We start from the raw sequence: 20052 nt of genomic DNA, 5'->3' as shown, positions 1-20052 counted from the left end.
CCCCCTCACCAGCTGTCAGCTGGTCAGCACCTCAGCCGGGCTCGGTCAGCGCGGGCACTCCTTCCACTTCACGCGGTAGATCGTGCTGATGGCCCCGTCGGTGGAGTCCATCGTCATGAAGCTGGTCTTGGTGCGGTCCGAGGTGCCGATGTCCACGCGCAGCTCGGTGTTGATGTTGAAGTTGCGCTTCTTGCCGCAGGGCGCCCAGACCAGCTGGGTGACCTCGGTCTCGTCGGTGGCCTGCCAGTTGTCGGCGACCGGGCCGGAGAAGGAGTGGGACTTGGCGCCGGTGTCCGGCGAGCCCTGGAAGTAGTACGACGCCTTCTCGGTGCCCTTGGCGCCGCGCTCCAGGGAGGCGAAGCCGCGGTAGTCGGCGCTCGCTATCGCGTAGGTGAAGCCCTGCGGGACGTGCACGATCAGGCTGAGCTGGCAGTTCTTGCGGAACGCCGTGGGGGCGGAGCTGCCGCCCGCCTGGGCGAGGTAGTCGCTGTAGGTGACGGTGAAGGCGGTGTTGTCCTCGGACACGGCGACGGCGGCCGTGCCTCTGGGGCAACCGGAGCCGTTCACGGTCGCGACCTCGATCACGATCTTGTCGGGCGGCGGTTCGCTGAAGTCGGTCGGGTCGTGAGCGGGCAGACCGGCGGCGAGCAGGGTGGCGAGGGCGCCACCCGCGAGGAGTGCAGCGGACATGTTCGTGGTTCTCCCATCGAGTGCTTCGGCCCGTGGCGGCACGCACGCAGGGCGTGCCGCCGCGAGGTGGGGGATGGAGCGTGTGCTGGGAGGAACTGACTCAGCCATCGCACGGGTCCGCTCACGGGTCGGCGACCGGTCGGCGTGCGATGAGCGGAGGCTGAGGGTGCTGGGATCGTACGGACCAGCGTGAGCAGCGACTAGGGCGATGACCGGCCATGTACGAGCGCGCTCCTGGGCCCTCTGAGGCGCGCACCCCGTCCCGCACCCGGTCGTGCTTGACGGGTATACGTCATCTCCGATTTCTGGTAGGAAACCTTCCTAACAAAACGCGACCCGCACACGGCACCAAGAACTCCCCCTCTGGAGGTTCCGTTGCACTCCCACCCCACCCCCCACCGCACCAGCACCAGCACCCGCCGGGCCGTCGTCGGTCTGATAGGCGCGGCCCTGATAGCGGGGCCCCTGACAGCCACCGAGGCCGCGGGCGCGGCCCCCGCGCCGCGCGCCGCCGTGGGCCTGGACGACCCGGCGAAGAAGGAGATCGCCATGAAGCTGGTGGCGAGCGCGGAGAACTCCTCGCTCGACTGGAAGGCGCAGTACAAGTACATCGAGGACATCGGTGACAAGCGCGGCTACACCGCCGGGATCATCGGCTTCTGTTCCGGCACCGGCGACATGCTCGACCTCGTCGAGCTGTACGCCGCGCGCAAGCCCGGCAACGTCCTGGAGAAGTACCTGCCCGCGCTGCGCCGTGTGAACGGCTCCGACTCGCACGCGGGCCTCGACCCCCACTACACCAAGGACTGGGAGAAGGCCGCCAAGGACCCGGCCTTCCAGCAGGCCCAGAACGACGAGCGCGACCGCGTCTACTTCAACCCGGCCGTCAAGCGGGGCAAGGCCGACGGCATCGGCGCGCTGGGGCAGTTCGCGTACTACGACGCGATCGTCATGCACGGCGACGGCGGCGACAGCACCAGCTTCAGCAACATCCGCAAGCGCGCCCTGCGCACCGCGAAGCCCCCGGCGCAGGGCGGCGACGAGGTGAAGTACCTGCACGCCTTCCTCGACGCCCGGGTCTGGGCCATGAAGCAGGAGGAGGCCCACGAGGACACCAGCCGGGTGGACACCGCCCAGCGCGTCTTCCTCACCAAGAAGAACCTGAACCTGGACCCGCCGCTGGCCTGGAAGGTGTACGGCGAGTCGTACCGCATCGACCGCTGAGCACCGCCCCACCGCCGGGGCGCGGGGTGCGCAGGGCCCGTGGGGGGCCGTGCGCGCCCCGCGCCGTGCCCGCGCTCCTCGCGGCGCCTCGTCCTCAGGCGCCGGACGGGCTGGAGACGGCCCGCGTCTCCGCGATGTCACCGCCGGATTCCATCGGTGCCGTCACCTCGTCCGCGTCCCTGCCTCCACCGATGTGGTTGAAGAGCAGGTTCAGGACCACGGCCGCGACGCAGCCGGTGGAGATGCCGGAGTCCAGGACGATCCTCGCGGTCTCCGGGAACGCGTGGTAGAACTCCGGCGCCGAGATCGGTATCAGGCCGACGGCGAGGGACACCGCGACGATCAGGACGTTGTTGTCCTTGTCGAGGCCCGCCTTGACGAGGGTCTGGATGCCGCTGGCGGCGACGGAGCCGAAGAGGACGACGCCCGCGCCGCCGAGCACGGGCCGGGGCACGACCGCGATCAGCGAGGCCGCCATCGGACACAGGCCCATCAGGACGAGGAAGCCGCCGCCGGTCGCCACGACGTAGCGGCTGCGGATCTTCGTCATCGCCACGAGGCCGATGTTCTGCGCGAAGGCGCTGCACATGAAGCCGTTGAACAGCGGGCTGACCGCCGAGCCGAGGGTGTCGGCGCGCAGGCCGGCCGCGATGGTCTTCTCGTCGGCGGGGCGGTCGACGATCTCCCCCAGCGCGAGCATGTCGGCCGTGGACTCCGTCATGGAGACGACCATGACGACGCACAGGGAGAGGATCGCGGCCGCCGTGAACTGCGGGGCGCCGAAGTGGAACGGCGTCGGGAAGCCGACCACGTCCGCCTGCTTGACCGGGTCGAAGTCCGTCACGCCGAACGGGATCGCCACAAGGGTGCCGAGGACCAGGCCGAGCAGGACCGCGATCTGCTTCACGAAGCCGCGGGTGAACCGGCGCAGGAGCAGCACGATGACCAGCGTGATGCCCGCGAGGGCCAGGAACTTCTGCGAGCCGTAGTCGTCGGCCGCCGGATTCGGGCCCTGGGCCCAGCCGAAGGCCACCGGCATCAGGGAGATGCCGATGAGGGTGATGACCGTGCCCGTGACCACGGGCGGGAAGAAGCGGACCGCCTTGGAGAAGAACGGGGCCGCGACGAAGCCGAGTATCCCGGCGACGATCACCGCGCCGAAGATGACGGGCAGCGCGTCGTCCTTGTCCTTGGTGGAGTCCACGACCGCGAGCATCGGCGCGACGCCCGCGAAGGTGACGCCGTTGACGAACGGAAGGCGGGCGCCGATGTTCCAGACCCCGAGGGTCTGCAGGAACGTGGCCAGGCCCGCGGTGAACAGACAGGCCCCGGTGAGGAAGGTCAGTTCGGTGGCGGACAGGCCCACCGCCGCGCCGACGATCAGGGGCGGCGCCACGACGCCCGCGTACATGGCGGCGACGTGCTGGAGGCCGGTGGTGGCCATCTTGAGCGCCGGGAGGCGCTCGTCGACTGGGTGCTGCGCAGCGACGGGCGCTGCGTCCTTGCGAAGGCTTGGCTTGGCCACGGCGGACCCTCCGGTCGGTTACGCGTCACCGCGTGACGCGGGTGTCAGGGAGGTGGTGCAGTGGAGCAGGTGGGAGGTGAGGGTCCGGGGGCGCGCACCGTGTGCGCGCCCCCGGCCACTGTGACCGCGGACCCCGCTCGGGTCCACGGGCGCCGGCTGAGGGCCGTCCCCCTCAGCCGGACATCTGCGCTCGCCCGCGCGGTCAGTGCTCCGCGGCGATGCGCGCGAGTCGCCGGGCCTCGTCCCGCGCGGCGCGGGCGACGGCGTCCTCGTCGACCTTCAGCAGGCGGCCGTGCTCGACCACCGGCTCGCCGTCGACGAGGGAGAGGGTCACCGGCGCGGCGGCGCCGAAGACGATCGCGGTGACCGGGTCGGCGATCGAGGAGTGTCCGATGCCGTCGATCTTCCACAGGACCAGGTCGGCGAGCTTGCCGGCCTCCAGGGAGCCGATCTGGCTCGCGCGGCCGAGGACCTGGGCGCCTCCGTAGGTGCCGAGACGCAGTGCCTGACGGGCATTCAGGGCGGCTTCCTTGTGGGCGCCCAGACGGTTGATGAGCAGCGCGTTGCGCAGCTCGGTGTGGAGTTCGCCGGACTCGTTGGACGCGGTGCCGTCCACGCCGAGCCCGACGGGCACCCCGGCGGCGAGCATGTCGGGGACGCGGGCGATGCCCGCCGCGAGCCGGGCGTTGGACGACGGGCAGTGGGCGACGCCCGTGCCGGTCCTGGCGAAGGCGGCGATGTCGGAGTCGTTCATGTGGACGCAGTGCGCCATCCACACGTCGTCGCCCAGCCAGCCCGTGGACTCGAAGTAGTCGGTCGGACCCTTGCCGAACAGCTCGTGGCAGAACTTCTCCTCCTCGACCGTCTCGCTGCCGTGCGTGTGCAGTCGCACACCGAGACGGCGGGCCAGCTCGGCACCCCGCGTCATGAGTTCGGTGGAGACGGAGAACGGCGAGCAGGGCGCGACGGCGACCTGCGTCATGGCGTCGAAGGACGCGTCGTGGTGCTCCTCGACCGTCTCCTCGGTGGCCGCGAGCGCGCCCTCCAGGCTCTCCACGGCGAAGTCCGGCGGAAGCCCGCCGTCCTTCTCGCTGCGGTCCATCGAGCCGCGGGCGAGGGTGAAGCGCACGCCCATGTCGCGGGCCGCCCCGATGATGGCGCCGGACAGGTCGCCGGAGCCCTTCGGGTACACGTAGTGGTGGTCCATGGCGGTGGTGACGCCGCCGCGGGCCATCATCCCGAGGGAGCCGCGCGCGGCGGCGCGCACCATGTCCTCGTCGATGCGCGCCCACGTCGGGTACAGCGCGACCAGCCAGTCGAACAGGTTGTGGTCGGTGGCGAGGCCGCGGGTGATCCACTGGTAGAAGTGGTGGTGCGTGTTGACGAGGCCGGGCGTGGCGAGGTGGCCGGTGCCGTCGACACGGCGTACGACGTGCTCCAGGCCCTGGGGGGCCGGTCCCGCGCCGATGGACTCGATGCGGTTCCCGGCGACGACGATGTGACCGGAGGCGTACTCGGTGTCCTCCGCGTCGACGGTTGCGATCGCGACGTTCTCGATGACGGTGCGCTGCGGGGCTGCCGAAGGTGCCATGGTGCGTCCTTCTCGGGTGGATGGCGGTGAATCGGGCACGGCAGGACCCTAGGGAGATTTGAGTGCCGCGACCTCGCTGCGCGCGCTGTCACGGGTGCCGAGATGGTGGAAGAACAGGTTCAGCGAGACGGCGACCAGCGCGCCCGCGCTGATGCCGGAGCCGAGCACGGTCTGCGCCCAGGCGGGGAAGTCGGCGTAGAAGGTGGGCGCGGCGAGCGGGATGATGCCCGCGCCGAGCGCCACGGCGACCAGGACGATGTTGGAGCTGTCGTCGAGGCCCGCCTCGGACAGCGTGCGGATGCCGCTGACCGCGATGGAGCCGAAGAGCACGATGCCCGCGCCGCCGAGCACCGGCATCGGTACGAGGCTGACGACCGCGCCGAGCACGGGGAAGGCGCCGAGCACGATCAGGGCGCCACCCGCGACGGCGACGACGTACCGGCTGCGCACCCGGGTCAGGGAGACCACGCCGACGTTCTGCGCGAAGGCCGAGGTCGGGAAGCCACCGAAGACGGGACCCACCAGGGTGGCGATGCCGTCGGTGCGCAGGCCGCGGGTGATGGTGGCGCCGTCGGTCCTGCGCTCGCAGATCTCGCCGAGCGCGAGCATGCCCGCGCTGGACTCGGTCATCAGGACGAGCATCACGATGCACAGCGAGAGGATCGCGGCCGCGTCGAACTCGGGCGCCCCGGCGGCGAAGGGCGTGGGCAGGGCCGCGACCGGCGCCGACCTCAGCGACGAGAAGTCGGCGAGCCCGAACGGGACGGCCGCGAGCGTGCCGATCAACAGGCCCATCAGCAGGGCGACTTGCTTGAAGAAGCCCCGTGCGAACCGCTGGAAGAGCAGGATCACGACGAGCGTGAACGCGGCGAGCGCGAGGAAGCGCATGTCGCCGAAGTCGGCGGCCTCCTTGTCCCCGCCCTGCGCCCAGCTCACGGGCACGGGCATCAGCGTGACGCCGATGAGCGTGATGACGACGCCGGTGACCAGCGGCGGGAAGAACCGCAGGAGCCGCCCGAAGAACGGCCCGACGACGAGGCAGAAGAGCCCGGCAACCATCACCGCGCCGTAGATCGCGGGGAGTTGGTGGCCCGTGGAGCTGTTCTCGGCGATGGCGAGCATCGGCGCGATGCCCGCGGAGGAGGCGGCGTTGACGAACGGCAGCCGGTTGCCGACGACGTTCTTGACGCCGAGCGTCTGCAGGAGCGTGGCGAGTCCGGCGATGAGCAGGCTCGCCGCGATCAGCCGGGTCTGGGCGGCGGCGTCGAGCCCGACGGCCTGGCCGATGATGAGCGGAGGGGTGACGACACCCGCGTACATGGCGGCGATGTGCTGGAGCGCGGCGGGGACGAGCCGCGAGGCGTGGAGCTTCTCATCCACCGGGTGGCATGCGTCCGGCGGGGTGGAACACGGGCCGTCGGTCGGCCCTTCGGCAGGCTGTGCCATAGCTGTCGTTCCCTCCGGTGTGGCGCGCCCCGCCCCTGCGGGCGGGCGGGGCGCGCGTCCCGCGTCAGAGGTTGGTCATGTCGACCGGGATCTTGGCCTCGGCACCGTCGCGCAGGATGGTGGCCTCGATGAGGCCGTAGGGACGGTCCGCGGCGTAGTAGACCGCGCCGTCCTTGGCCGCGTTGTCGAGGCCGCAGAAGGAGAGGTCCTGACGGAAGTGGTGCTTGTTGGGCGCGGAGAAGCGGATCTCGTCGATCTCGCTGCGGTTGTTGATGACCCGCGAGCCCATTTGGTACAGCGTCTGCTGGAGCGAGAGGGAGTACGTCTCCACGAAGGCGTGCAGGATGTGCTTCTTCGCCTGCTCGTAGGACTTGTTCCAGCTCGGCGCGCGCTGCTCGTCACCGGTCCAGTTGTGCCGCCACCACGTCGAGAGGGACGTGGCGAGGATGCGGTCGTAGTCCTCCTGGAGCGTCGTGTACTTGTCCTTGATGTAGCCCCAGAACTCCGAGTTCGTGGTGTTCATGACGGTCAGGTCCTTCAGACCGCTGAGCACCTCGAACTGCGCGCCGTCGTAGGTGATCTGAGCGAGCCGGGTCTCCCGGCCGTTGCGCACGAAGGAGTGCTTGACCTCGTCGGCTCCGATGAACTGCGAGTTGCTGTCGGAGGCGGCGATGCGCTCCCAGGAGTACTCCTCGATGCGGATGCGCGCCCGGTGGATGGAGGGCTGGCTGTCCACGAAGTGCCGGGCGAGGTGGATGCCGTACTGCTCGGCGGACTCGATGCCGTGTTCCTTGGCGAAGGCGAAGCAGGTGTTCTTCGTGGTGTCCGTCGGCAGGCAGTTGGCGTTCGAGCCGTTGTAGTGGACGTCGTCCAGGTCGCCGGAGAGGGCGACGGAGACGTTCAGGTCCTTGATGTGGTGGGTGTCGCCGTCCCGCGTGATCTTTACGACCCGGTTCTCGGCCTTGCCGTACTGGTTCTGTCCCAGGATCGTCGGCATCGCTAGCTCCCTCTGTATACGGAGTAGCCGAACGGGTTGAGCAGCAGCGGTACGTGGTAGTGCTCGCCGGGGTTGACGGCGAACGTAATCAGTACTTCTGGAAAGAACGTTCTATCCGCACCGCTGTCCCGATTCGCGGGGGCGTCCTGCTGCGCCTCGGCTTGCTTGGCTTGCTTGCTCAGGAAGTACGGCTCGACGGCGAAGTCGAGGCGCACGTGGGTGGTGCCTTCCGGCAGGGCCGGGAGGTCCTTGCAGCGCCCGTCCGCGTCGGTGCGCGAACCGCCGAGCTCCTGCCAGTCCGCGGCTCCCCCGCCGCGGGCGGAGAGCCGCACGGCGACGGCCGCGGCGGGGCGGCCGACCGAGGTGTCCAGGATGTGGGTGGACACCGAGGCCGTGGTGCTTGTGCTCATGCTGCGTCAGTCCTCTTCAACGACGTCGACGAGTCGGGCAAGGCGGATCCGGTTGATCTTGCCCAGTTCGGCGCGGACGATCTCGCGTTCGCGCTCGGGCGTGTTGTCGATCCGGTCCTTGACCGCGTCCCGCATCTGCTCCCCGGTCCTGCCGGTGGCGCAGATCAAGAAGACATGGCCGAACTTGTCCTGGTAGGCCAGGTTGAGTTCGAGCATCTCGGCCTTGAGCTCCGCGGAGGCTCCGGCCATGCCCCGCTGCTCGCGGGACGAGGTCGGATCGCCCGGCTTCGGGCGGCCGATCGGGGGGTGCCCCGCCATCGCCTCGGCCAGGTCGGCCGCGGTCAGCTCGGCCGTGGCGGCGTCGCTCGCGGCGTACAGGGCGTCGGCGGTGGTGAAGGGGCGCCCGGCGAGGAGCGCGTCGCCCCAGGCGGTCGAGGCGCAGGCCTCGTGGAGTGCGGTGCGGGCCGCGGCCTCGTCGAGGGCGTTGAACCGGGCCAGGCCCGGCGTCTTGGTGCTCGAAGTCACGGGGGCCTCCGGGGCCTTTGTGCTGGACGGGCTGCGCATAGCTAACGCCGTCCGAAACTAGACGTCAACACTTTGTTGAAAACTTCGATGAACAAAGGCCGCCGCCCGGTGAACGGACGGCGGCCTGCTGTTACTGCCGAGGATTCGCTGGTGACCTGGGGCTTCAGGTGGAGCGGTTCAAGTAGTTGTAGACGGTGAAACGAGAGACCCCGAGCGCGGTGGCCACGGTCTCGACGCCATGGCGGACGGAGAACGCGCCACGCGCCTCGAGTATCCGCACGACCTCCTGCTTGGCCTTGCGGTCCAGCTCCGCGAGGGGCTTGCCGTGCTTGCGCTCCAGGGCGAGCAGGATGTGGTCGAGCGACTCCGCGAGCTGCGGCAGGCGCACGGCGACCACGTCGACGCCCTCCCACGCGAGCACCACGTCGTCGGGGCCCGCGTCACCCGGCGGCAGCATCCGCCCGCCCATGGCGTCGACCAGCGGCTTGACGGCCGTGACGAAGGGATCGTCGCCCGCTCCGGGCATCAGCCCTCCCCCTCTCCGGCACCCAGGACGTTCACCTGGAGCGAGACACGGGTGGCGCCCGCCTTCAGGGACCGGCGCAGCATCGCGTCGACCGCCGCGAGCACGGCGTCCGCGTCACCCTCGGCGGTGTTGCCGAACGGGCCGACGTCCACGGCGTCGAGGTCGGCCCCCTGCACCACCTCGCGGGCGACCACCGCGTGCGGGGGTGCCTCGTCCAGGTCGAAGGGCTCGGTCGTGAACTCCACTCTCAATCGCACGGCCTCAACCTACTTCGGACTCCGGAATCTGCGGCAGCCCCTCTTGACAGCTTCCGCGGACCGGAGGCAGTCTTCCATCAAGCAGAAACAAACTTCCGCTATACGGAAGGAGCGCGGAAGCCCCATGGGATACTCCGACCAGCGCTTCGATGTGAACCTGTCGATCCTCTTCACCGAGCTCCCGCTCCTGGAGCGCCCCGCGGCCGCCGCCGCGGCGGGGTTCAAGGCCGTCGAGCTGTGGTGGCCCTGGGTCGAGACCCCCACTCCCGAGCGGTCCGAGCTCGACGCCCTGAAGCAGGCGATCGAGGACGCGGGCGTTCAGCTGGTGGGCCTGAACTTCTACGCCGGGCAGCTCCCGGGACCCGACCGGGGCGCCCTGTCGATCCCCGGCGAGGAGAGCGAGAGGTTCCGCGCGAACGTGGACGTCGCCGCGGACTTCGCCCGGTCCCTGGGCTGCACGGCGCTCAACGCCCTGTACGGCAACCGCGTCGACGGCGTGGACCCGGCGGCCCAGGACGAACTCGCCCTGGAGAACCTGGTGCTGGCCGCCCGCGCCGCCCACCGCGTGGGCGCGGTGCTGCTCGTCGAGGCGCTGAACGCCCCGGAGTCGCCGCACTGCCCGATCGTCAGCGCCCCCAAGGCCGTCGAGATCGTGGACAAGGTCAACGAGGCGACCGGACTCGGCAACGCGAAGTTCCTCATGGACCTGTACCACCTCTCCATGAACGGGGAGGACCTGCCGCGGGCGATCGCCGCGTACGCCGACAAGACGGGGCACGTGCAGATCGCCGACAACCCGGGGCGCGGCGCCCCCGGCTCCGGGTCCCTGCCCCTGGAAGACCTGCTCGACCAGGTGCGGAAGGCCGGGTACGAGGGCTGGATCGGCCTGGAGTACAAGCCCGGCGACCGCCCGAGCCACGAGTCCTTCGACTGGCTGCCCGCCGGGGCCCGCGGCTGACGCCGGGCCCGCCCCACCGCCGTACCGACGCAAGCAGAGAGGTTCCCTCATGAGCACGCTCCCCAAGGTCGCGTGGATCGGACTCGGGATCATGGGCTCGCCCATGTCCGAGAACCTGATCAAGGCCGGCTACTCCGTCACCGGCTACACCCTGGAGCAGGACAAGCTGGACCGGCTCGCCGCCGCGGGCGGCACCGCGGCCGCCTCGATCGCCGAAGCGGTCCGCGACGCCGACGTCGTCGTGACGATGGTGCCCGCCTCGCCGCACGTCGAGGCCATCGCCTACGGCCCCGACGGCATCCTGGAGAACGCCAGGTCCGGCGCGCTGCTCATCGACATGTCGTCGATCACCCCGCAGACCTCCGTCGACCTCGCGAAGGCCGCCGCGGCCAAGGGGATCCGGGTGCTCGACGCCCCGGTCTCCGGCGGCGAGGCCGGTGCCGTCGAGGCCGTCCTGTCCATCATGGTCGGCGGCGAGCGGGCGGACTTCGACGCGGCCAAGCCGCTGTTCGACGCCCTCGGCAAGACCATCGTGCTGTGCGGCCCGCACGGCTCGGGCCAGACCGTGAAGGCCGCCAACCAGCTCATCGTCGCGGTCAACATCCAGGCCTGCGCCGAGGCCGTGGTCTTCCTGGAGAAGTCCGGCGTGGACCTGGCCGCGGCCCTCGACGTCCTGAACGGCGGGCTCGCCGGCTCCACCGTCCTGACCCGCAAGAAGGACAACTTCCTGAACCGGGACTTCAAGCCGGGCTTCCGCATCGACCTGCACCACAAGGACATGGGCATCGTCACGGACGCCGCCCGCAACGTCGGTGCCGCGCTGCCCGTCGGCGCCGTGGTGGCCCAGCTGGTCGCCAGCCTGCGCGCCCAGGGCGACGGCGGGCTCGACCACTCCGCGCTGCTCCGCTCCGTCGAGCGCCTCTCCGGCGGCCGGGCCGCGTAGCACCCCAGACTTCCGGGCCGCGGCGGCGCTGACACCTGTCCTGTCGCGCCCAAGCTCCGCCGCGGCCCGGAACCCAGCCCCACCTCCGACTTCAACAAACTGTTGACGTGACGGATCCGGCGTCCTTACGCTCGCGTCACCTCAAGCAGCTCCAGCATTTCTGCACGGAAGGCCGACCTACCACCATGCCGAAGCGCGTGCTCACGACCGAGTCCGGCGCCCCTGTCGCCGACAACCAGAATTCCGCCACCGCAGGTGTCGGCGGCCCGCTCCTCCTCCAGGACCAGCACCTCCTGGAGAAGCTCGCCCGCTTCAACCGCGAGCGCATCCCGGAGCGCGTGGTGCACGCCCGCGGCTCGGGCGCGTACGGCTACTTCGAGGTGACCGACGACGTCACCGGCTTCACCCACGCGGACTTCCTCGCCGAGGTCGGCAAGCGCACCGAGGTCTTCCTGCGCTTCTCGACCGTGGCCGACAACCTCGGCGGCGCCGACGCCGTCCGCGACCCGCGCGGCTTCGCGCTGAAGTTCTACACCGAGGAGGGCAACTACGACCTCGTCGGCAACAACACGCCGGTGTTCTTCATCAAGGACCCGCTGAAATTCCCCGACTTCATCCACTCGCAGAAGCGCGACCCGTTCACGGGCAAGCAGGAGCCGGACAACGTCTGGGACTTCTGGGCGCACGCCCCCGAGGCCACGCACCAGGTGACCTGGCTGATGGGCGATCGCGGCATACCGGCCTCATACCGGCACATGAACGGCTACGGCTCGCACACCTACCAGTGGACCAACGCGCAGGGCGAGGCCTTCTTCGTCAAGTACCACTTCAAGACGAACCAGGGCATCCGCTCGCTCTCCACCGAGCAGGCCCAGGAGCTCGCGGGCAAGGACCCCAACTCCCACCAGACGGACCTGCTCCAGGCCATCGAGCGCGGCGTGAACCCGTCCTGGACGCTGCACGTGCAGCTCATGCCGGCGGCGGACGCGGCGGACTACCGCTTCAACCCGTTCGACCTGACCAAGGTGTGGCCGCACAGCGACTACCCGCTGCGCCGGGTGGGCCGCCTGGTCCTGGACCGCAACCCCGACAATGTCTTCGCCGAGGTCGAGCAGGCCGCGTTCTCGCCGAACAACTTCGTGCCGGGCATCGGCCCTTCGCCCGACAAGATGCTCCAGGGCCGGCTGTTCGCGTACGCCGACGCGCACCGCTACCGCCTGGGCGTGAACCACACCCAGCTCGCGGTGAACGCGCCGAGGGCTGTTCCCGGTGGCACCGCGGACAACTACGGCCGCGACGGCTTCATGGCCGCCAACGCCTACGGCCGCGAGCGCAAGAACTACGAGCCCAACTCGTACGACGGCCCCGCCGAGACCGGCAGGCCGCTGTCCGCGCCGCTGGCCGTGACCGGCCACACCGGCACGCACGAGGCGCCCGCCCACACCAAGGACGACGACTTCTTCCAGGCCGGTGAGCTGTACCGGCTGATGTCGGACGAGGAGAAGTCCCGCCTGGTCGCGAACATCGCGGGCGGCTTGTCCCAGGTGTCCCGCGAGGACGTCGTCGAGAAGAACCTGGCCCACTTCCACGCCGCCGACGCCGACTACGGCAAGCGCGTGGAGGACGCGGTGCGCGCCCTGCGCGAGGACTGAGACACCATCACTTCACAGACTGCGCCGGGGACTTGACGGGAGGTCGGTCCCCCAGCGCGGATCCCGCGGCGCCGTGGGCCCGGATGAGGGGTGGCACACGGCACGCGGGGGGACGAGGACCGCGGCGGCTCGAGGCGAGCCAGTGCGGTGGTGAAGGTCCCGCTCGCCCCTTCGACCAGAGGAGGAGCGACCGGGAACCGTCGCCCGGCCGCCGCGGTCCCAGCCGTTCGGGTACACCCTGGTCCCAGCACCGCCTCCGCCGTACGGCGGAGGCGGTTCGTCGTGTGTGGTGACGATCTCCGTGCGGCCGCGCGGAAGGCTCGACGGCATGACGACGACCGCCTTCCCCGTACCCCGCTGGGCCGAGCGCGTGGCCCACCTCATCCCGCTCGTGCTGCTCCCCCAGTGCCTCTGGCGGCTGCCGTTCGCCTTCGGCTTCGACATGGGCAGCGGAACCGGCTCCATCGGGAGCCTGTGGATCTCCGTCCCCTACGTCTTCGGCCTGAGCCTGCTCACCGAGGCGTTCGCGCTGCTGTCCTTCGGCCTGATCCGCGGCTGGGGCGAAGTGGCGCCGAACTGGGTGCCGCTGGTCGGCGGACGGCGGCTGCACCCCGCGGTGGCCCTGGTCCCGGCGACGCTCGGCGGCCTCGGCGCGACCCTGCTCTTCGGGCCCTTCACCCTGGGCGCCCTCGGCATCGGCTTCGCCTTCGACCCGGCCGACAACGCGGCCTGGGACCTGCTGTTCCGGATCTGCGTCCTGCCGGTCGGCCTGTGGGGTCCGCTGGTCCTGGCGCTCACCGTCCACTACTGCGTACGCCGCCGCGCGTCGGGGAACGCCGAAGGGGCGGCCCCGGAGGGCCGCCCCACGGTGCGCGGAGCCGTCAGGCCTTGAACGCCTTGATCGCGCTCGGGGCGTGCCACGGTTCGGTGGCGATGTCCTCGAACTCGGTCACGTCGCTGATGTCGGCCGTGCGGCTCATCGAGATGTTCGTGACGCGCTCCAGGATCGCCTCGACGACCACCGGGACGCGGAACTCCTGGGCCAGCTTCTTGGCCTGCTCGAAGGCCGCGCCCAGCTCGTTCGGGTCGGTCACGCGGATCGCCTTGCAGCCGAGGCCCTCGGCGACCTTGACGTGGTCGACGCCGTAGACGCCGAGCTCCGGGGAGTTGACGTTCTCGAACTCCAGGTTGACCTGGAAGTTGATGTCCAGACCCAGCTGGGCCTGGCGGATCAGGCCCAGATAGGAGTTGTTCACGAGGACGTGGACGTACGGGATGCGGTGCTGGGCGCCGACCGCCAGCTCCTCGATGAGGAACTGGAAGTCGTAGTCGCCGGAGAGCGCGACGACCTGGCCCTCCGGGTCCGCCTTCGCGACGCCGAGCGCGGCCGGGATGGTCCAGCCGAGCGGGCCCGCCTGACCGCAGTTGATCCAGTGCCGCGGCTTGTAGACGTGCAGCATCTGGGCGCCCGCGATCTGCGAGAGGCCGATCGTGGAGACGTACCGCGTCTCGGGGCCGAAGGCCTTGTTCATCTCCTCGTACACGCGCTGCGGCTTGATCGGGATGTCGTCGAAGTGGGTGCGGCGCAGGAGCGTGGCCTTGCGCTCCTGCCCGGCGGCGATCCACGCGGTGCGGTCGGGCAGCTTCCCGGCCGCCTTCAGCTCGCGCGCGACCTCGACGAAGAGCGCGAGGGCGGCCTTGGCGTCGGACGCGATGCCGTAGTCGGGGGCGAAGATCTTGCCGATCTGAGTGGGCTCGATGTCGACGTGCACGAACGTGCGGCCCTCGCGGTACACGTCCAGCTTGTAGCCGGTGTGGCGGTTGGCCCAGCGGTTGCCGATGCCGAGGACGAAGTCCGACTCCAGGAACGTCGCGTTGCCGTAGCGGTGGGAGGTCTGCAGGCCCACCATGCCCGCGTTCAGCTCGTGGTCGTCCGGGATGGTGCCCCAGCCCATGAGGGTGGGGATCACCGGAGTGCCCGTCAGCTCGGCGAACTCCACGAGCAGCGCGGAGGCGTCGGCGTTGATGACGCCGCCGCCCGCGACGATCAGCGGCCGCTCCGAGGCGAGGAGGAAGCCGATGGCCTTCTCGATCTGCGCACGGGACGCGGCGGGCTTGTAGACCGGCAGCGGCTCGTACGTCTCCGGGTCGAACTCGATCTCGGTGAGCTGGACGTCGATGGGCAGGTCGATCAGGACGGGCCCCGGCCGGCCGGAGCGCATCAGGTGGAACGCCTGCTGGAAGACGCCGGGGACCTGGGCGGCCTCCAGGACCGTCACGGCCATCTTCGTCACCGGCTTGGCGATCGAGGCGATGTCGACGGCCTGGAAGTCCTCTTTGTGGATCACGTGCGTGGGCGCCTGGCCCGTGATGCACAGGATCGGGATCGAGTCACCGATGGCCGAGTACAGGCCGGTGATCATGTCGGTGCCCGCCGGGCCCGACGTACCGATGCAGACGCCGATGTTGCCCGGCTTCGTGCGGGTGTAGCCCTCAGCCATGTGCGAGGCGCCCTCCACGTGGCGGGCGAGCGTGTGGTCGATGCCACCGCCCTCCTTCAGCGCCCTGTAGAAGGGGTTGATCGCGGCACCCGGCACACCGAACGCGGCGGTGACGCCCTCGCGCTTGAGGATCTCGACTGCCGCGCGGGCAGCGGTCATACGAGCCATTGGGTTCTCCTGCTCCAGCTGGCGAATTCGGGCTCCCGTCGCGCCCCGCGGTGAGCTGTGAATTCCGGTCCTGCGGTGGGCTGGCCTCGCGGCCGTGAGCTGTACTTTCACATTGCGGAATTAAGTTTCTGTTATGTGGAAGCAATGTAGGACGGGGCGGCGGGGTCGTCAAGGGAGTGCCGGTCCTGGAGCGGGCCGAAGCTCAAAATCGCGTATCGGGGTAGTTGCGTTCCGTAAGACCATGGGCCCAGGCTTGTCCGGCCATGCGTCACGGGTGACGAGCACGGGTGACGGCCACGGGTGACGGGCACGGGTGACCAGCGGGAGGCGGTGCGGGAGATGACGACGGACGGGGTTCCGGTGCGCTGCCCGGTGTGCCGTCACGAGCAGGCCTACGCTCCCCCCGCGTTCCCCTGTTCCTGCGGCGCGCCCGTCGTCCCGCCGGTCGCGTACGACGCCGCCGCGACGCCCGTGACCGAGCGGAGCTGGGCGGACGACTGGGTGACCGTGCGGTGCGGGGCCTGCGGGCGCGAGGCGGACTGGCCCCGGCCGGAGGTCGGCTGTACGTGCGGGACGGTGCTGCGGATCCCGGTCCGCACGGAGGCCGCCTCGCCGCCGGGGCCCGGCCCCGCCCCGCCGCGGCCCGCTTTCCGGCCCGTCCCGGTGCGCAGCGCGCGCGACGCCGTGACCACGGCCGCGCGGTATCTGCGCTGGCTGGGCTACGCGGACGTGCGGGACGCCGTGGCCGGGCCCGAGGGTCGCGCGCCGTCGGGCGCGCGGCTCACCGCCCGGGGCGTCCTCGCCCATGTCGAGCCGTCGGCGCGGCCCGCGTCCCTGCGCGACCTGGAGTGCGCGTGGCTCACCGCGCTCACCCACGAGGTCACGTGCGTGTGCTTCGCCCTGTCCGACTTCACGCCCGAGGCGTGCGAGCGCGCCGCGGAGCTGGGGGTGCCGCTGTTCCGCATCGAGCTGGACGGGGTGCCTGCGGCGCTGAACGGGGCTGCGGAGGCGTTGGCCGCCCGCGGAACGTAGGCCTCTCCCGGGCAGGGGGTGCGGGGTTATCGCCCTGCGGGCTCGTCCTCAAACGCCGGACGGGCTGAGAGCTTCGCCGGCGTCCGTTCGTCAGTTTCCGAAGCGCTCCCTGAGCTCCACCTTTCTTACCTTTCCGGAGACCGTCATCGGGAAGGTGTCCAGGACCTGGAGGGCCGCGGGGACCTTGTAGTGGGCCAGGCGGCCCGCGCAGAAGGTGTGGAGCTCGTCGAGGGTCAGGCCTTCCACTCCCTCGTGGAGGATCACGCAGGCCAGCGGCACCTCGCCGTACCGCTCGTCGGGCACGCCCACCACCTGGACGTCCGCGATCTTCGGGTGGGCGTACAGGAACTCCTCGATCTCGCGCGGGTAGATGTTCTCGCCACCGCGGATGATCATGTCCTTGATGCGGCCCACGATCCGGACGTACCCGTCGTCCCGCATGACCGCGAGGTCGCCCGTGTGCATCCAGCGCCCGGAGTCGATGACGTCGGCGGTGCGCTCGGGCTCGCGCCAGTAGCCGAGCATCACGCTGTAGCCGCGGGTGCACAGCTCGCCCGAGCTTCCGCGCGGCAGCGTGACGCCGGTGGCGGGGTCGACGACCTTGACCTCGATGTGCGGCAGGACGCGGCCGACGGTGGCGGTGCGGCGCTCCAGGTCGTCGTCCCTGCGGGTCTGCGTGGACACCGGCGAGGTCTCGGTCATGCCGTAGCAGATGGAGACCTGCTCCATGTGCATCTCGGCGACGACCCGCTTCATGACCTCGACGGGGCACGGCGACCCGGCCATGATCCCGGTCCTGAGCGAGGACAGGTCGTACGTGGCGAAGTCGGCGAGGTTCAGCTCCGCGATGAACATCGTCGGCACGCCGTACAGGGACGTGCACCGCTCGCGCTCGACGGCGTGCAGGGTGGCGACGGGGTCGAAGGACGGCGCGGGGATGACGACGCACGCCCCGTGCGAGGTGGCCGCGAGGTTGCCCATGACCATGCCGAAGCAGTGGTAGAAGGGCACCGGCACGCAGATGCGGTCCTGCTCGCTGTAGCCGATGGTGCGGCCCACCCAGTAGCCGTTGTTGAGGATGTTGTGGTGGGAGAGGGTGGCTCCCTTGGGGAAGCCGGTGGTGCCCGACGTGTACTGGATGTTCACCGGGTCGTCGCAGGTCAACCCGGCTTCCCGGGCGGCCAGTTGGGCAGGGGTGACGGAGTCGGCCGCGGCGAGCAGCTCGTCCCACGAGCCGTCCGCGACGTAGACGACCCGGCGCAGGTCGGGGCAGTCCTGGCGGACCTGCTCGACCATCGCGCGGTAGTCGCTGCTCTTGTGCGTCTGCGTGGCGACCAGCAGACCGATGCCCGCCTGCTTCAGGACGTACGACAGCTCGTGCGAGCGGTAGGCCGGGTTGATGTTCACCATGATGGCGCCGACGCGCGCGCTGGCGTACTGGACGAGGACCCACTCGGCACAGTTCACGGCCCAGATCCCGACCCGGTCGCCCCGCTCGACACCGGCTCCCATCAGGGCGCGCGCGAGCCGCTCGACGGCCGCGCCGAACTCGGCGTACGTCCAGCGCGCCCCGGACGGCACGTCGACGAGGGCCTCCCGGTCGGGCCAGGCGGCGACCGCCCGGTCGAGGTTCTGCCCGATGGTGTCGCCGAGCAGCGGGACGGAGCCGGTGCCGTGCGCGTACGACGGCTCGGCGCCGCGCGAAGGGGCCGTGCTCATCGGAAGTCCTCCTCGCGGTACTCGGCGTCGGACCCCTGTGCCGTGGCCTCGCGCAGCTCGATGCGGCGGATCTTGCCGGACACCGTCTTCGGCAGCGCGCCGAACTCCAGGCGGCGCAGCCGCTTGTAGGGCGCGAGGACCGCGCGCGAGTGCTCGAAGAGCGCCTTGGCGGTGGCGGGGCCCGGCTCGTGGCCCTCGGCGAGCACCACGTACGCCTTCGGCACGGCGAGGCGCACCGGGTCGGGCGCGGGCACGACCGCCGCCTCCGCGACCGCCTCGTGTTCGAGCAGCGCGCTCTCCAGCTCGAAGGGCGAGATCTTGTAGTCCGACGCCTTGAACACGTCGTCGGAGCGGCCCACGTACGTCAGATAGCCGTCGGCGTCGCGCGCGCCGATGTCGCCCGTGCGGTAGAAGCCGCCCGCCATCGCCTCTGCGGTGCGCTCCGGATCGCCGTGGTAGCCCGTCATCAGGCCCACAGGGGCGGTGGACAGGTCGAGCGCGACCTCGCCCTCGTCGGCCCCCGGCTCGCCGGTCACCGCGTCGAGCAGCACGACGCGGAAGCCGGGCGTGGGCCGCCCCATGGAGCCGGGCTTGAGCCGCTGGCCGGGCGTGTTGGCGACCTGCACGGCGGTCTCCGTCTGGCCGAAGCCGTCGCGGATGATCACCCCCCAGTCGCTGCGCACCCGCTCGATGACCTCGGGGTTCAGCGGCTCGCCCGCGGCGACCACCTCGCGCGGCGGGGTCTTCAGCTGGGTCAGGTCGGCCTGGATGAGCATCCGCCACACGGTGGGCGGGGCGCAGAAGCTGGTGACGCCCGCGCGGTCCATCTCGCGCATCAGACGACCGGCGTCGAAGCGCGTGTAGTTGTGGATGAAGACGGTCGCCTCCGCGTTCCACGGCGCGAACAGGTTCGACCAGGCGTGCTTGGCCCAGCCGGGCGACGAGATGTTCAGATGGACGTCGCCGGGCTTGAGCCCGATCCAGTACATCGTCGCCAAGTGCCCCACGGGGTACGACACATGGGTGTGCTCGACCAGCTTGGGCCGGGCGGTGGTGCCGGAGGTGAAGTAGAGCATCAGCGGATCGGTGGCGAGGGTGGGGCCGTCGGGCACGTAGGCATCCGGGGCGGTGTCGACGCCGTCGTACGAGATCCAGCCGGGCGCGGTGGGCGCGGTGGGTCCGGCTGCCTCGGCGGACGCGGTGGCTCCGGCTCCGGCTCCGGCTCCGACTCCGACTCCGACTCCGACTCCGACCACGATCCGGGTGTAGTCCCCGGGCACGTCCGCGAACTTGGCGGTGTCCTCGGCGCGCACCACCACGTGCCGGGCCCGGCCGCGCTCGATCCGGTCGCGCAGGTCCGCCGCGCCGAGCAACGGCGTCGCCGGGATGACCACGGCGCGCAGCTTCATCGCGGCGAGCGCGACCTCCCACAGCTCGACCTGGTTGCCGAGCATGACGACGAGGCGGTCCCCGGCCGTGACGCCGAGCCCGCGCAGCCAGTTGGCGGCCCGCGCGGAGCGCCGCGCGAGCTCGGCGAAGGTCAGCCGGGCCTCGGAGCCGTCCTCCTCGACGATGTGCAGGGCCGTGCGGTCGTTGCCCTCGGCGATGACGTCGAACCAGTCGAGGGCCCAGTTGAACCGCTCCGGGCGCGGCCACGCGAAGCCCTCGTAGGCGGCCGCGTAGTCCTCGCGGTGGCGCAGCAGAAAGTCCCGGGCGGCCCGGAACGCCTCCGTCCCGCCTCCCGTCTCCGTCACCGTCATCGGCATGCCCCGCTCTCCCTAGGTTCCGCTGTCCACACGGCCGGCTGCGCGGCCGTTCCCCGGCCGACTCCGCATCCGTACCATCGTGGAGTTCGTGATGTGGGTCTCACTACCCCCGGACGGGGGTG

Annotated in this window: 18 protein-coding genes; 6 read left to right on the top strand and 12 right to left on the bottom strand. The window is 70.7% G+C overall.

Features of this window, described 5'->3' with window-relative positions; translation table 11 throughout:
• Positions 1-45 precede the first annotated feature (45 nt).
• On the bottom strand, positions 46-690 hold the full coding sequence (locus tag CP982_RS32530; protein ID WP_150513718.1) for a DUF4360 domain-containing protein: 645 nt from the start codon (positions 688-690) through the stop codon (positions 46-48).
• A gap of 375 nt (positions 691-1065) precedes the next feature.
• Between CP982_RS32530 and CP982_RS32525 the strand changes: the two genes are divergently transcribed.
• The gene (locus CP982_RS32525; protein ID WP_150513717.1) at positions 1066-1914 is read left to right on the top strand and encodes a chitosanase; all 849 of its coding nucleotides are present in this window, start codon (positions 1066-1068) and stop codon (positions 1912-1914) included.
• 94 nt (positions 1915-2008) lie between these two features.
• Here the strand turns inward: CP982_RS32525 and CP982_RS32520 are convergent, their stop codons facing one another.
• The 8 genes from CP982_RS32520 to CP982_RS32485 all read right to left on the bottom strand — a co-directional run bounded on the left by CP982_RS32520 (position 2009) and on the right by CP982_RS32485 (position 9191).
• Positions 2009-3358 (bottom strand): nucleobase:cation symporter-2 family protein, encoded by a 1350-nt coding sequence (locus CP982_RS32520; RefSeq protein ID WP_221515348.1) that lies wholly within the window; start codon positions 3356-3358, stop codon positions 2009-2011.
• 283 nt (positions 3359-3641) lie between these two features.
• Positions 3642-5030 (bottom strand): 8-oxoguanine deaminase, encoded by a 1389-nt coding sequence (locus tag CP982_RS32515; protein ID WP_150513715.1) that lies wholly within the window; start codon positions 5028-5030, stop codon positions 3642-3644.
• Positions 5031-5078: 48 nt separating this feature from the next.
• Positions 5079-6476, bottom strand: a complete 1398-nt coding sequence (locus CP982_RS32510) for a nucleobase:cation symporter-2 family protein (protein WP_150513714.1) — start codon at positions 6474-6476, stop codon at positions 5079-5081.
• Positions 6477-6540: 64 nt separating this feature from the next.
• On the bottom strand, positions 6541-7473 hold the full coding sequence (gene pucL / locus CP982_RS32505; protein WP_150513713.1) for a factor-independent urate hydroxylase: 933 nt from the start codon (positions 7471-7473) through the stop codon (positions 6541-6543).
• Positions 7474-7475: 2 nt separating this feature from the next.
• Positions 7476-7883: a hydroxyisourate hydrolase gene (gene uraH / locus CP982_RS32500; RefSeq protein WP_150513712.1), complete on the bottom strand. Its 408-nt coding sequence runs from the start codon at positions 7881-7883 to the stop codon at positions 7476-7478.
• 6 nt (positions 7884-7889) lie between these two features.
• Positions 7890-8447 carry a 2-oxo-4-hydroxy-4-carboxy-5-ureidoimidazoline decarboxylase gene (gene uraD, locus CP982_RS32495; RefSeq protein WP_150513711.1) on the bottom strand — a complete coding sequence of 186 codons (558 nt, stop codon included), beginning with the start codon at positions 8445-8447 and terminating at the stop codon, positions 7890-7892.
• A gap of 124 nt (positions 8448-8571) precedes the next feature.
• Positions 8572-8934 (bottom strand): helix-turn-helix domain-containing protein, encoded by a 363-nt coding sequence (locus CP982_RS32490; protein ID WP_150513710.1) that lies wholly within the window; start codon positions 8932-8934, stop codon positions 8572-8574.
• On the bottom strand, positions 8934-9191 hold the full coding sequence (locus tag CP982_RS32485) for a thiamine-binding protein (RefSeq protein ID WP_150513709.1): 258 nt from the start codon (positions 9189-9191) through the stop codon (positions 8934-8936). The genes CP982_RS32490 and CP982_RS32485 overlap by 1 nt, the downstream gene beginning before the upstream one ends.
• A 124-nt stretch (positions 9192-9315) precedes the next feature.
• Between CP982_RS32485 and CP982_RS32480 the strand changes: the two genes are divergently transcribed.
• The 4 genes from CP982_RS32480 to CP982_RS32465 all read left to right on the top strand — a co-directional run bounded on the left by CP982_RS32480 (position 9316) and on the right by CP982_RS32465 (position 13636).
• Positions 9316-10149, top strand: coding sequence for a TIM barrel protein (locus CP982_RS32480; RefSeq protein ID WP_150513708.1), 834 nt, complete (start codon positions 9316-9318; stop codon positions 10147-10149).
• A 49-nt stretch (positions 10150-10198) separates the two neighbouring features.
• Positions 10199-11092: a 2-hydroxy-3-oxopropionate reductase gene (locus tag CP982_RS32475; protein ID WP_150513707.1), complete on the top strand. Its 894-nt coding sequence runs from the start codon at positions 10199-10201 to the stop codon at positions 11090-11092.
• A 185-nt stretch (positions 11093-11277) separates the two neighbouring features.
• Positions 11278-12744 carry a catalase gene (locus CP982_RS32470; protein ID WP_150513706.1) on the top strand — a complete coding sequence of 489 codons (1467 nt, stop codon included), beginning with the start codon at positions 11278-11280 and terminating at the stop codon, positions 12742-12744.
• A 328-nt stretch (positions 12745-13072) separates the two neighbouring features.
• Positions 13073-13636 carry a hypothetical protein gene (locus CP982_RS32465; protein ID WP_150513705.1) on the top strand — a complete coding sequence of 188 codons (564 nt, stop codon included), beginning with the start codon at positions 13073-13075 and terminating at the stop codon, positions 13634-13636.
• Here the strand turns inward: CP982_RS32465 and gcl are convergent.
• On the bottom strand, positions 13626-15404 hold the full coding sequence (gene gcl / locus CP982_RS32460) for a glyoxylate carboligase (protein WP_170316528.1): 1779 nt from the start codon (positions 15402-15404) through the stop codon (positions 13626-13628). The two genes, CP982_RS32465 and gcl, sit on opposite strands and share 11 nt — an antisense overlap.
• Before the next feature lie 309 nt (positions 15405-15713).
• On the opposite strand from gcl, the gene CP982_RS32455 reads away from it, so the two are divergent.
• A complete protein-coding gene (locus tag CP982_RS32455; RefSeq protein ID WP_308294318.1) occupies positions 15714-16445 on the top strand; it encodes a hypothetical protein in 732 nt (243 codons plus the stop codon).
• 90 nt (positions 16446-16535) lie between these two features.
• Here CP982_RS32455 and CP982_RS32450 read toward each other — a convergent pair whose 3' ends face one another.
• Positions 16536-18164: an AMP-binding protein gene (locus tag CP982_RS32450; RefSeq protein ID WP_150513703.1), complete on the bottom strand. Its 1629-nt coding sequence runs from the start codon at positions 18162-18164 to the stop codon at positions 16536-16538.
• A complete protein-coding gene (locus CP982_RS32445; RefSeq protein ID WP_150515828.1) occupies positions 18161-19924 on the bottom strand; it encodes an AMP-binding protein in 1764 nt (587 codons plus the stop codon). Before CP982_RS32445 ends, CP982_RS32450 begins: the two co-directional genes overlap by 4 nt.
• Positions 19925-20052 lie beyond the last annotated feature (128 nt).

The organism is Streptomyces spectabilis, assembly GCF_008704795.1.
GTDB lineage: Bacteria > Actinomycetota > Actinomycetes > Streptomycetales > Streptomycetaceae > Streptomyces > Streptomyces spectabilis.
Note: the sequence above shows the minus strand (reverse complement) of the source record. Positions and strands in the feature narration are given on the sequence as shown.

Coding starts and splice junctions, on each gene's coding strand:
- CP982_RS32530 (WP_150513718.1), bottom strand. CDS start 690: ATGTCCGCTGCACTCCTCGCGGGTGGCGCCCTCGCCACCCTGCTCGCC.
- CP982_RS32520 (WP_221515348.1), bottom strand. CDS start 3,358: ATGGCCACCACCGGCCTCCAGCACGTCGCCGCCATGTACGCGGGCGTC.
- CP982_RS32515 (WP_150513715.1), bottom strand. CDS start 5,030: ATGGCACCTTCGGCAGCCCCGCAGCGCACCGTCATCGAGAACGTCGCG.
- CP982_RS32510 (WP_150513714.1), bottom strand. CDS start 6,476: ATGGCACAGCCTGCCGAAGGGCCGACCGACGGCCCGTGTTCCACCCCG.
- pucL (WP_150513713.1), bottom strand. CDS start 7,473: ATGCCGACGATCCTGGGACAGAACCAGTACGGCAAGGCCGAGAACCGG.
- uraH (WP_150513712.1), bottom strand. CDS start 7,883: ATGAGCACAAGCACCACGGCCTCGGTGTCCACCCACATCCTGGACACC.
- uraD (WP_150513711.1), bottom strand. CDS start 8,447: ATGCGCAGCCCGTCCAGCACAAAGGCCCCGGAGGCCCCCGTGACTTCG.
- CP982_RS32490 (WP_150513710.1), bottom strand. CDS start 8,934: ATGCCCGGAGCGGGCGACGATCCCTTCGTCACGGCCGTCAAGCCGCTG.
- CP982_RS32480 (WP_150513708.1), top strand. CDS start 9,316: ATGGGATACTCCGACCAGCGCTTCGATGTGAACCTGTCGATCCTCTTC.
- CP982_RS32475 (WP_150513707.1), top strand. CDS start 10,199: ATGAGCACGCTCCCCAAGGTCGCGTGGATCGGACTCGGGATCATGGGC.
- CP982_RS32470 (WP_150513706.1), top strand. CDS start 11,278: ATGCCGAAGCGCGTGCTCACGACCGAGTCCGGCGCCCCTGTCGCCGAC.
- CP982_RS32465 (WP_150513705.1), top strand. CDS start 13,073: ATGACGACGACCGCCTTCCCCGTACCCCGCTGGGCCGAGCGCGTGGCC.
- gcl (WP_170316528.1), bottom strand. CDS start 15,404: ATGACCGCTGCCCGCGCGGCAGTCGAGATCCTCAAGCGCGAGGGCGTC.
- CP982_RS32450 (WP_150513703.1), bottom strand. CDS start 18,164: ATGAGCACGGCCCCTTCGCGCGGCGCCGAGCCGTCGTACGCGCACGGC.
- CP982_RS32445 (WP_150515828.1), bottom strand. CDS start 19,924: ATGACGGTGACGGAGACGGGAGGCGGGACGGAGGCGTTCCGGGCCGCC.